Annotated in this window: 9 protein-coding genes; 7 read left to right on the top strand and 2 right to left on the bottom strand. The window is 50.8% G+C overall.

Features of this window, described 5'->3' with window-relative positions; all coding sequences use genetic code 11:
- The first annotated feature begins 83 nt into the window (after nt 1–83).
- Nucleotides 84–473, top strand: coding sequence for a VanZ family protein (locus QVP67_RS08630; RefSeq protein WP_022163168.1), 390 nt, complete (start codon nt 84–86; stop codon nt 471–473).
- 118 nt (nt 474–591) lie between these two features.
- Here the strand turns inward: QVP67_RS08630 and QVP67_RS08625 are convergent, their stop codons facing one another.
- Nucleotides 592–1,890, bottom strand: a complete 1,299-nt coding sequence (locus tag QVP67_RS08625; protein ID WP_022163167.1) for a UDP-N-acetylmuramoyl-tripeptide--D-alanyl-D-alanine ligase — start codon at nt 1,888–1,890, stop codon at nt 592–594.
- Between the two features lie 856 nt (nt 1,891–2,746).
- Here QVP67_RS08625 and QVP67_RS08620 point away from each other — a divergent pair.
- The 6 genes from QVP67_RS08620 to QVP67_RS08600 all read left to right on the top strand — a co-directional run bounded on the left by QVP67_RS08620 (nt 2,747) and on the right by QVP67_RS08600 (nt 10,777).
- Nucleotides 2,747–3,958, top strand: a complete 1,212-nt coding sequence (locus tag QVP67_RS08620; protein ID WP_441293836.1) for a fimbrial protein — start codon at nt 2,747–2,749, stop codon at nt 3,956–3,958.
- Between the two features lie 4 nt (nt 3,959–3,962).
- Nucleotides 3,963–4,085, top strand: a complete 123-nt coding sequence (locus tag QVP67_RS15720) for a hypothetical protein (RefSeq protein WP_441293837.1) — start codon at nt 3,963–3,965, stop codon at nt 4,083–4,085.
- A 29-nt stretch (nt 4,086–4,114) separates the two neighbouring features.
- Complete coding sequence (locus QVP67_RS08615; protein WP_022163164.1) at nt 4,115–6,478, top strand: fimbrial protein; 2,364 nt, start codon at nt 4,115–4,117, stop codon at nt 6,476–6,478.
- A gap of 20 nt (nt 6,479–6,498) precedes the next feature.
- Complete coding sequence (locus QVP67_RS08610; protein ID WP_022163163.1) at nt 6,499–8,439, top strand: BACON domain-containing protein; 1,941 nt, start codon at nt 6,499–6,501, stop codon at nt 8,437–8,439.
- Nucleotides 8,440–8,459: 20 nt separating this feature from the next.
- The gene (locus QVP67_RS08605) at nt 8,460–9,455 is read left to right on the top strand and encodes a fimbrial protein (RefSeq protein ID WP_022163162.1); all 996 of its coding nucleotides are present in this window, start codon (nt 8,460–8,462) and stop codon (nt 9,453–9,455) included.
- A gap of 410 nt (nt 9,456–9,865) precedes the next feature.
- Nucleotides 9,866–10,777: a hypothetical protein gene (locus QVP67_RS08600; RefSeq protein WP_022163161.1), complete on the top strand. Its 912-nt coding sequence runs from the start codon at nt 9,866–9,868 to the stop codon at nt 10,775–10,777.
- Between the two features lie 214 nt (nt 10,778–10,991).
- On the opposite strand, the gene QVP67_RS08595 is transcribed toward QVP67_RS08600, so the two are convergent.
- Nucleotides 10,992–11,853, bottom strand: an 862-nt coding sequence (locus tag QVP67_RS08595) for an Hsp70 family protein (RefSeq protein ID WP_288180052.1), incomplete at its 5' end; no start/stop codon positions are given.

Here is an 11,853-nt window from a genome sequence, read left to right as displayed (position 1 = left end):
GCCGTACAAGTGTCCAATGTCGCATGCGGAACAGAACCGATTCGCTGTTGGCGTTCATTAAAAACCAGAAAAATTATCTGCTTATGCTATATTATATAAAGAAGTATCCGTTGTCGCTGCTCATCATTCTGACGGTTGTTTACCTTTCTTTCTTCAAACCGCCTCAGACGGAGATGGACTCCATTCCGGGCATCGACAAGGTGGTGCACGTGTGCATGTACCTGGGCATGTCGGGCATGTTGTGGCTGGAGTTTGTGCGGGCACACCGCAAGGATGCCGGTCGGGCGCGCATGTGGCACGCCTGGGTGGGTGCGGCACTGTGTCCCGTGCTGTTCAGCGGGGTGGTGGAACTGTTGCAGGAGTATTGCACCACGTATCGCGGTGGCGACTGGCTGGACTTTGCCGCCAATACGACGGGAGTGTTGCTGGCCTCGCTGGTGGGGCGCTTTGTGCTGATGCGGAGAAGAGGGTAGGGATGGATACGCGGACGACGCGGAGAAAGCGGACGAACACGGACGATAATTTGAATGAAATAAAATCCGTGATGATCCGTTTATTCCGCGTCGTCCGCGTATCCATTCTGTTTCCCTCTTACAAATATTCTACCACCGAGCTCAGCCGTATACCGTTCGACCCTTTTATCAGAATGGTCTTGCCGTGAGGCTTGTCGGCCTTCAGATGCTCGATCAGGGCGGGAGCGTCGGGATAAGTGGGGCAGGTGTGGCGGGTGGCCGCAAACTGTTCGCCCACGAGGATGACGTCGCGCAAATCGCATTCCTCCAGATAATCCACTACTTTCTGATGCTCTTCGGCACTGTCCTTGCCCAGCTCGCGCATGTCGCCCAGGATGAGCATTTTGTGGTCGGCCTTCATCTTGTAGAAGTTGCCGATGGAGGCGCGCATGCTGGTGGGGTTGGCGTTGTAGGCGTCGATGATGAGGGTGTTGTCGGCCGTCTGCTTCAGCTGCGAGCGGTTGTTCTGCGGCACATACTCTTGCAGGGCTTTGTCTATCTTGGCAGGCTCAACGCCGAAGAAGCGTCCTACGGTGACGGCGGCCAGTGCGTTGGCAAAGTTGTATTCGCCGATGAGGTGAGTCTGCACTTCGTGGCGCTCGCCGTCTTTTCCGGCTTTCCAGGCGAAGGCCAGGTAGGGCGAGTTGCCGGTCACCTGCCCGTTGACGTACAGACTGCTGTCGGTGCCGTAGTAGATGGGGTTCAGACCCCAGGCCATTTCGCACAGGTAGGGATTGTCGTGATGGACGAAGACGGTAGAGTCGCCGTGGCGGCGCAGGAAGTCGAAGAGTTCGCCCTTGGTGCGCATCACTCCCTCGAACGAGCCGAAGCCCTCCAGATGTGCCTTGCCCACGTTGGTGATGAGTCCGTAGTCGGGTTCGGCGATGTCCACCAGTTCCTTGATGTCGCCGGGATGGCTGGCTCCCATTTCTACGACGGCCAGTTCGTGCTCGGTGCGCAGGCGAAGCAGGGTGAGGGGGACACCGATGTGGTTGTTCAGGTTGCCTTCGGTGTAGAGTATGTGGTGGCTTTGCGACAGCACGGCGGCCAGCAGTTCCTTGGTCGTAGTCTTGCCGTTGGTGCCGGTGATGCCGATGATGCGCGTGCCCATCTGCCGGCGGTGATGGTTGGCCAGTTGCTGCAAGGCTTTCAGACAGTTGTCCACGAGGAAGTAGCGGTGGTCTCCCTGCGGAGCGTATTGGGGTTCGTCGACCACGGCGTATCGGCTTCCGGCTTCGAGCGCGCGGGCGGCAAAAGCATTTCCGTTGAACGTTTCGCCTTTCAGGGCGATGAAGAGTGATCCTTCGGGGCAGTTGCGACTGTCGGTAGTGACGCAGCTGCACTCCAGAAACAGTTGATAGAGGGCGTTGATATCCATAATGATTCTATTGTATATTGTATGTAGTGCGCGGAAGGGGATGTCGAAAAGCCCGGGCAACTGCCTGCTGCTTTTGGGGATGTGCCCTCCCGTATCGGTTGCGGGAGCAAAGATAGTGGTTTTGGGGGCTGCTTCGTCGCAGGGGGGAGGATTTATTTTTTACGGTGGCAGAAGGCAGGCTCGTGCGAACGTTTTATATTTTTTCCTGTTAGTTTAATATTCTTCCCAAGTAAGGGCCTGTTTGTTTTTAAGTATAATCGATTGAGGGTATTTGGGCTTTTTCATCCGTTGGAATACCTTAATATATAATATTTCAATTCAATTCATTGTGGACTTGCCGCTATACAATTTCTTTCTGTACGGTAAAAAAAGAAAACGCAAAAAAAGTTGAAAACAGTTTTGCTCTTTTTGAAAAAAACAGATATATTTGCAGCGTGCATGCCGAAAGTGTTCGCGGCACAACTTATGGAAAGAAATTGGTAGAAGCGTTGTGCTTCATTCTTGTCTTGGAAACCTAGGAAATTTTCAAACTACACAAGAATGGCACGGTAGTTTCTCACGCATAGCGTGGGTCTGCTGTCTGTTCTCGTATGTAGTTGGGCTATTCCTAGGGCCTCCAAGTAACGTGAAACAGCACGCAGTTCCACGCTTCTTGTAACTAGGAAATCAATTTTGTCTTTTTAGGAACTGGATCGACGCATAAAAATTCTATGTGTATGGAAAAAGAATGCGTATCTGTGGCGTATGAACCGCCCGTTGTAGAAGTCCTCCTCGTCGAAGTGGAAGGGGGATTCGAATTTAGTGTCCCGGATTGGGAATAATGCAACTTTTGTTCTTTAAAATCTAAAAAAGCTACATGATGAAGAGACTGTTATTCGGAGTGTTGGCTGCATTGCTGTGTGCTGCCTGCTCCAATGAAGAATCCACGTTGGATATCCGTAAGGAAGGCGGTCTGAACGTGGAACTGAAACTGTCGGCTTCGACCGAAGCGAATACCCGTACGGCCTATTCGGTGGCTACGGAAGCCGAGCGCACTGTGAAAACTCTCGATGCCTATCTCTTTGCTCCCGCTGCAGAGACTCAGGACTATGTGTTGGAAAAGAAATACAATAATCTGCTGTCAGATAGCTGGACTCCTGCAACGTTGGAAGATAGTAAGACCGTTACCCTGTCCGGCGTAAGCCGCACAGCAAAGAAAATCTTCTTCGTGGCAAACGGGGCGGACATTACTTCGCTGAAAGAAAATGCTGTTGCAGGTATGACGGAATCGGCTTTCCGTGCATTGCTGATGAATGCGATGACGGCCAATCCGGAAGTAACCGAAGCCAGCCCGTTGCCGATGACAGCCGAGGCCTCCGTGGCTGCCAATGCCTGGGACGACGATCCGCTTTCGGTGACCGTCAGCGGTGTGGCACTGGAGCGCGTGGTAGCACGCATCGACCTTGCCGTCAGGGCACAGGAAGGTGTATTGTTCATTCCCTCCAAATTAGAGATGGTGAGCGCACGACCCAACTCGTTCATCTTCCCCTCGGAAGGTAACTACGCCGACGGTTCGGCCACGCTGAAGCTGGAGCAGACGATTGCAGCAGCTACTTCCACAACTTCCGAAGCGGCTTATTACAACAGCTTGCTCTATCCTTACGAAGCTCCTGCTACCGACAACGTCAAACTGGTGGTAACCGGTAACCTGACGGTAGGCGGAAAGACCGTACTTGCGGTTTTCGACCTCCCGTTTGCCGATACCGATGGCAATCAGCTGGCAGTGGAGCGCAATACCCGTTACTTAGTGACCATTACCAAGATTAATGGCTTGGATGCTACGGTAGACGTGACTTTCACCGTACGCGACTGGGAAGACGGCGGCACCATCGAACATCCCGTACAGGTAGACAACTTTATTGTGACGGGCGACGGACTGACCGGCAACAAGCTGATGCTGGCCCAGGCCGAAGGTAGCAGTGCCCATCTGACCGTGACTACCAACGTGGCCTGGAAAGCCGAGGTGACCAAAGGCGCCGACTTCCTGACGGCTACCCCTTCGGGTAATACCCTGANCCCCTTCGGGTAATACCCTGACCATCGCCGCCACTTCGGCCAACGAAAGCGGAGCGCCCCGCAAGGCTTACGTCGAGCTTTCGACCGATGCAGATCCTAACGTCACTTACACATTGGTAGTGACACAGGCTGCCGAATAATTCTATTAACAGACTAAGGAATCAGATTTATGAAAAATATCATATCACGTATCATGATACTTGCCATGCTGGCAAGTTTCGCCGCCTGCTCCAGCGAACTGGACAACGCGGGCGGATATGCCGGAGACGAGGCGATGGTTCGGATGAACTTTACCGGACTGAACGGCTTTGCCGTGACTCGTGCGGTCGACCAAACGGCTGTAGAGAAGGTTACGGTCTATCTTTTTGAGGGAACGGAGGAAAGCTCTGAGCTGAAATATACACTTCCCGTTACGTTGAGCGATAAAACCGAAGCCGGACTTCCGGGTTCGTTCAAAGTGCCCGAAGGCGGAACCTATCATGTAGAGGCCATTGCCAATGCCGAGATGCTGACGGGCATCAACACTTACGGCGATTTTCTGGCACAGACCACGATGGCCGCTTTTGATGGTAACCTGCTGATGCAGGGTGCTACCGCACAGGATATTACGTTGGCAGGCGGACAAACCACTACACTCAGCATGGAGCTGGTGCGCCTGGCCGCCACTTTCCAGGTAGAAGGAGCCGTTGAGGCCGGCGTCAGCGATGTGGCTTTCACGCTGAAAGGAGCCGTGAAGAAATCTTACTTGGTGAAACATGCCGATGGCGATAGCTTTACTATTCCTGCCGATGTCGAGACGGGCGAAAGCACTGTACCTTATTCTTACGAGAATCCGGAGAACAGTACAGTAATGGTAATCACCGGCACGATGAACGGTGCGGCATACCGTACGGAAGTTCCCGTTGCCCAAGTACTCCGTAACCACTTGTACACCGTGAAGTTAGTGAACAACAGTGGTATCATCGAACCGGAACTGACAGTGACGGACTGGTCTGAAATTTCTTCCAGCTTGGAAATCGGTGCCGGAAGTGCCCTGATGATGACTGCCGCTACCGACAAGACGCAGGAGCCCGAAGCAACGGTGGTTTATCCGGAAGAAGGAGAACTGAAGAGCACCCAGACGGTGAACGTTGCCGCCGATGCAGCTGCTACCTATTATCTGTATGTGAAGAGCGCGAACATCGAAGCAGCCCTGACTCATACCACTCTGCCCGACGGCTGGACGCTGGCAGCTCCTGCTGAAACCCGTGCCGACTATCTGTGGGAAAAAGGTTATTGGACACTGACCATCCCTGCCAATGCTACTTCCGAAGAACGTACGCTGACGGTGACTGCTACAAATAAACTGATAGCTGATGCGACGGTGTCGATTACGTTTACGCAGGAAGGAAAGGAAGATGAGGAGGTGGATCATAGTAAGAATCCGTTGTTGAAGTGGGCGAAGGGCGACCTTGTATATGACAAGAGTAGCCAAACAAGCAGCATTGCTTCAAGTTATCAGACCCAAGGCAGTCTTTATCAATGGGGACGCAAATATGGTTTTACAGACTATAAGGATGCTATGGGTGGTTATTGGACAACAAGTCAAGGACGTAGACGTTGGTATTACGCTGTTCAGGGTACTGAATATCAGTTAAATAATGACTTTATTTTATCAGCCACCGGCTCATCAAATGGCTACGACGATGCTCCCAGCTATTCTTATGAGACCAATGACAACTTCGCAAATGACGAGTTACCGATTTACTTCATGAATCAGAATACAGGTATGACCGATTATTGGCTCGGTACTGGTGGTGGTTCCACTTGGGCAGAACGTGCCAAAGCATGTGGCGCAAAAACAGCCAACGATGTAGGCGACTATGTATGCCCCGATGGTTGGCGTATACCTACAAAGGCAGACTTTGCTAAAATAAAACCGACCGAAGCATTGAGAGGGGATGACGGCTTGGCTTCAGTACTCAACAATCGCGTTGAACTCAAGAAGATTGAAGGCGTTTGCTCGTATGCCATTCGTTGGTCGGCAGAAACAGTATCCAAAAAAACGTACTTGCGTATCGATGCATTGGTCGTTCCCGATGGTTTCCAAGAAAGTGAGCTGTCTGGTATCGACTGGGAGAACAATGAAAATGTAGTAACCCGCTATTTCGGTGCAAACGGCTTTATTCATGCGTTCTATCATGTCAATGTAGGTACTGTCGGTGGACAATACTTTACATTCCCTGTTGCCCGTCCGATGCCAGGCACTGAGACTCACAACGATGTCTTGACAACATATGGTGGTGGTCGTTATTTCACTGTTCTATGGAAAGATATTACAGATTACAGTGTTAACAACGATGGCTTCTATTGGGTATCGGATGATAAAATGGCTTTCACTTTCAATGACAATACACGTGTAAAGGATGTATATTTTAATGGTAACTATCCATTCGGTAATCGTGTGTCTTTATTGGGATTTTCGGAGGTGGCTGCTCAGGATTGCTGCTCTATCCGTTGTATTACCGACGATCCTGCTCTTCAAGAAAAGTAAAATAATAAAAAGTAACAATCATGAAAAAGTACATATATTATCTGTTTGGCGCATTGCTGGCAGTCGCTTTTTATTCGTGTACCAGCGAGGAAAACGCGATGGATGGCAATACAGGCCGACGTATAACGGTGAGCTTTGGCTTACCTGAGGGTGCTGCCTCTACCCGTGTCGACGAAACGACCGAGGATACGGGGGCTGAAAGTGCCCTTCATCAGGCCGATCTTTATTGTTTCGACTATACCGGAGGAGAGAAAGGAGTATTGAAAAGCGTGATTCATTTGACGGAAAATCAACTACTCCAGAATAACCCAGCTATCGACTTGGAAAATGGTGATTACTATATTGAAGCCATAGCCAACGAGAATCATCTGGATTTAGAGGAAGGTACAAGTACCTACGCCGATTATTTAGAGCTGAGGGCTACATCTGAAGACTATACGCGCTGGAGCGAGGTAGGGTTTATTATGCAGGGTGCAAACACAGCACACATCACCAATGCTACTACCGTGCTTAATATAAATTTCACCATGGTTCGTCTCGTGGCACGTATCGATGTTGTGAATCGGGTTGATGGACTAACGATTACCGGAGCAAAGATGGAAAACAGTGTAAAAGAGTCGTTTTATGTAGAAGACGAAACTTCCATCATTGCAAAGGAAAGCGGTAGTAAAGAAACCCGTACCAAAAGCGGATTGAGTGTGCCAAACGGCAGATCGGTTCAGATATTCTACACCTACGAGGGTAGCGTTGAGGAAAGCGGTTTGCAGATTTCGTTCGAAGGAGTAGATGAAGACGGTATAAAGTATGCCAGTCTGCCTATTGTTGAGTTTAAGAATCAGAACAATCATCCTGCTTTCATGCGTAATAAACTGTATACAGTGACACTTTACGAAGTAGACGGTGCTATCAAAACTGAAGTAACGGTAACCGATTGGGCTTCGCAGGCGATTGAGAATGAAGTGACGGTAGAAAACGGCTTGGAGGTTACGGTAGATACTGACGATTCCGGCATTACGCTGAAAGATGACAACAAAGCTGTGGCTGGCGACGTAAAGACAATTTATGTTCCTGCTGAAGGGGCTGCTTTTTCCGTTACATCTGAAAGCAGCAATATAGAAGTAGAGGTCGCTGTGTTGAGTGGTAGCAAATGGCTGACAGTAACAGAAACCCGCTCGCTGGTACAGAAGTTCCAGGTGGTAGTTGCCAAGAATACTGCCGAAACAGAACGAACCGGTCAGTTTGTAGTTCGTAACATGCTGAAACCGGAAGTGAAGGTGACTTACAATGTCGTTCAGGCAGCAGCGGAGCCGGCGGAACCGGAAGGACCGGACTGGGATGAATTGCCTTCAATCAACAAACCCGGTGCAGCTACTTTGGAACAGTGGGCAGGCAGTAAAGATGCCGTTGGCAAGAACGGGAAGGAGTTTTTCTTGTATGGCATTGCCGATCCTGCGGTGGATGAAGACACTGGAGTCTCGGTGTTTGATACTCATCGTCCGGGAACTTGGAGCGGTGCCGATCCGTCTGAAAGCGGTTATCGTATGGCTACAAAAACAGATTGGGAAGCCTTGGTGGCCGTTGGCGCTTCAAGTAATGTTTTTAGTTATTTGACTTATAATAATAAGCACTACTATATCAGTGGCAGAACGGCTTCGAACAGTAAGTTCGTGCTGAAATTTTATGAGTGCGATGAAAAGGGAGAATATATAAGTTCGGAACAGACCATCACCCTTCAAGGTGGCTATATCGAGGCAACTTATGATGGTGGTCATCCTTATGGATGTACTCGGTTGAGTAAAAGAACGACTCAAACATATTATTGGTGTGGAGGTAATTTAGCGAAGTATTTTGTGGCATTTAGTCTTGCCGGAATAAGTGTGCAGCAGGATACTACAAGCAACAATACTAGTAGCAAAGGACGCGCTTGGGATGCTTTGCGTATCCGCAGCATCAAAGAATAATAAATGGAGGAATACAGATTATGAAAAAGATATTTTTACCTTTTATTGCCGCGTTGGCCTTCACGGCCTGTACCGGCGATGAGAATCCGGTGCTGAACGAGGCGGAAGGGCAGTCGTTGGAAATCTGCATCAGCCAGCCGATGACGCGTGCCGGAGCAGACAGTTATGCGGTGGCTACCGAGGCGGAGCGTACCGTGAAAACCCTCGATGCCTACCTGTTCGACAACAGCGGACAGTTGGAAAAAGTATATAAAAACCTTGTGGCAGAAGATTGGGTGCCGCAGTCACCCACCGAAAGCAAGAGCGTGACGCTGGACGGCTTGAAAGATAAGAGTGCCCGCACGGTGTTCTTGGTTGCCAATGGCGCGGAAGTCACTTCGTTGGTAGAAAGTGCGGCGCCGGGTGCGGTGACGAAGTCTGAATTCGAGTCGCTGCTGACCGACGCAATGAGTGCATCCCTTGCCTGTCCGTTGCTGATGACGGCCGAAGCCGCGATTCCGGCATGGACCGATCAGGCTCCTGCTGTGCAGGCTGCCCTGCAACGTGTAGTGGCGCGTCTTGACCTAAAGATTTACGACCCGGCGGAGATTACCGCTTTCAGTCTGACGAAAGCCGAATTGCTGGGAGCCAGTACGCTTTCGTACATCTTCCCGAATACGGGTTTTGCCTCGTGTGACAAGATTACGCTGACCGCTTCCTCTCCTGTGGCAGAGGAGGTAGAGCGGACCGATGAAACATTCGGGAAAACCTATACCGACCAGCTGTACAAGGCCTTGTTCTATTTGTATTCGGCTCCGGCCAGCCAGATGACATTACGCCTTTATGGGGAACAGAAGTTGCATGGCGTCGGACCTGCCGAAGCCATTTATGACATTCCTTTGTCGAAGATTCTGTCGGAAGGTAAAACTGACATCGAACGTAATACCTGCTACACGCTTGTCGTAAAAAATATAGAAATAGGTGAAGGTGGTTCGTTCGACTTGGATGTTGATTTCGACGTAGAAGAATCCCAATAAGGGCAGTTCTTTAATGTGACCAATGCCCTATTCTTCGTTGTGAAACGGAGTTGTGTCCAGCCGTTGGCTTGGCGAAGCGTGCGGCGGAGCAACCTTACTTCCTAGTAAGGGATTGTTTGTTTTGTTTGACCCGGTTGCACCCGTCAGCGGTGCGACCGGGCTTTTGGGAATTGTTTTATCTGATGTATGCACATGCGTGTGTATCTTTTCTATACTACATCGTTGTATGTTTATCGGAGAAAAAACGAATCTTATGTTAATTTATCCAAAACCGTACTCCTCTATAGCTTTTTTTTAATACTTTTGAAAATAGTTAAAAAATGAACACTCTATCCGGCTTTGCCGTCGTAGGGCGGCGGGTGCGGAGGGAAAAATAAAACAATTAACCTTTTTAAAACAAAACAACTATTATGGAAGTAAAAAATTGGCTATTGACAGGATTGACAATGTTCACATTGTCATTTGTGGCTTGTGATGATGATGAAAACAAGGGTGAAGAACCACCCGTACCGGTGACGTTCGAAGTGGCAGTGTCGGATGTAGAGACGACAAGTGCTACCGTGGCGGTGACTCCGTCGGACGCGAACGCAACATACTATTTTGATGTGGTGAAGAAAGCTACTTTCGACGAGCTGGGCAGCCCGACGGCAGTGGCAGAGAAAGTGATTGCCGATCTGAAGAAATATCAGGCCGAGAACGGTGCCGTTTTGTCCGACACCTTGTCGCAGGGTAATGACTCGCGTGTGTATACAGAGGTGTTGTCGGCTTCGACCGAATATACAGCTTGCGCTTTTGGCGTGGATGCCAGCGGAAAGCTGACAACGGAGGTCTTTACGCAGGACTTCACTACAAAGGAATTGCCGCCGCTGGTAATCGAAGGATTTGCCGACTGTACAGCCGACTTCTGGGGCGACAAGAAGGGTACGGTGAATGGTAAATGGGTGCTGACGCTGACTTCGTCTGACTGGATTAAGTACATGAATCTGGAGGTGGCTACTTCTCTTGATCAGAAAGCCAATCCGGTAGGTGTATACGAAATCAGCAATCCTTACGGTGAAGTAGGTACAGCATTGCCCGGCTATCAGGATGGCGACAACTTCGAAGGATGTACTTACATCGAATACACTTCTTATCCAGCACAGGGACTGTTCCTGGTATCGGGTACAATCACCATTACAAGCACGGGTGAGGACGTTTACAAGGTAGAAATCGATGCCAAGGACGGAGACGGACGCCGTGTACAGGCTGTTTACGAAGGCGACATGTACATTACGGACAAGACGCTGGGCTTTGGAGACGGCGATGAAGAAGAGGAATATTAATATTCCTTATCGGATATAGCAAGGAGGGTGTGCCGGTTTGCAGATGATTCTGCGGCGGCACACCCTCTTCGTTTTTCAGGTCGGATGCTTTTCTTTTCAGAACTCGAAAGCGATTTTCGCTACCAGCGAATGGAAGTAGGTAGTCTCGGTAAACTAGCTGGTTGGGGGTGGTAGTTTTGTGTTATTCGACTGCCCTGCACCAGATAGCCTATACCTACGCCCGGCTCAGCGACAGACCGTGGGCTACGCTGTGGAAGGTATCGCCCGAACGCAGGCTGCCGGCTCCGAACAGGCGGCTCATCAGGTCGATGATGGGGCGCGACAGACTGCTGCCGCCCGTCATGTAGACGGCGTCGATCTGACGGGGACTGAAGCCCGAGTGTGCCAGCATCTGCTCCAGATAGTTGCTGATGGCGTCGATGTGGAGCGAGGTCATCTGCCGGAAGTCGTCGTAGGGCAGGTCGGTTTCGAGCTCCAGACGGGGCTTGACGAAGCGCAGGTGCGAGCAGTCGTCGGCCGAGAGGGCGATTTTCGACCGTTCGATTTCTTTGAAGAGGGAGTAGACGTAGTTGTTGTCTATCAGCACGCGTACGTTGTCTATCAGCGGACTGTTGTCCGAGAAGACGTAGTATTTGTCCATCATCCGCCTGTCTTTGGAGTCTTTCAGCAGGAAGCTTCTCTCCCAGTTGCGCAGTTCGCGGTACAGGCTGTTGGGCACTTCTATCTTCTTGCCGTAGGACTGATATTCGACGCCGCGGCCCAGCAGGGGCGTGACTTTGTGCCACATGATTTCGGAGTCGAACAGGTCGCCCCCGATGTATAGTCCGCCGTGGGCCAGGATGTCGCGGCTGCGGTCGGCCTGCTGTGCCTTCTGCGGGGCCAGGCTGACGATGCTGAAGTCGGACGTACCGCCTCCGAAGTCGGCCACGAGTACGGTTTCTTCGTGTTGCAGATGCTGTTCGTAGGACAGGGCGGCGGCGATGGGTTCGAGTTGCAGGTGCACTTCCTCGAATCCAGCGTTGTGGGCGGCTGTCAGCAGTCGGGCAACGGCGGTTTTCTCTTCCTGCTCCTTCTCC

Source organism: Bacteroides sp. CAG:633 (assembly GCF_000435115.1).
Taxonomy (GTDB): Bacteria; Bacteroidota; Bacteroidia; order Bacteroidales; family Bacteroidaceae; genus Bacteroides; species Bacteroides ndongoniae.
The sequence above is the reverse complement of the archived record's forward strand: the minus strand, read 5'-3'. Positions and strand labels throughout refer to the sequence as shown.

Excerpts from the sequence above, each read along its gene's own strand:
- QVP67_RS08630 (WP_022163168.1), top strand. The coding sequence starts at position 84 with ATGCTATATTATATAAAGAAGTATCCGTTGTCGCTGCTCATCATTCTG.
- QVP67_RS08625 (WP_022163167.1), bottom strand. The coding sequence starts at position 1,890 with ATGGATATCAACGCCCTCTATCAACTGTTTCTGGAGTGCAGCTGCGTC.
- QVP67_RS08615 (WP_022163164.1), top strand. The coding sequence starts at position 4,115 with ATGAAAAATATCATATCACGTATCATGATACTTGCCATGCTGGCAAGT.
- QVP67_RS08610 (WP_022163163.1), top strand. The coding sequence starts at position 6,499 with ATGAAAAAGTACATATATTATCTGTTTGGCGCATTGCTGGCAGTCGCT.
- QVP67_RS08605 (WP_022163162.1), top strand. The coding sequence starts at position 8,460 with ATGAAAAAGATATTTTTACCTTTTATTGCCGCGTTGGCCTTCACGGCC.
- QVP67_RS08600 (WP_022163161.1), top strand. The coding sequence starts at position 9,866 with ATGGAAGTAAAAAATTGGCTATTGACAGGATTGACAATGTTCACATTG.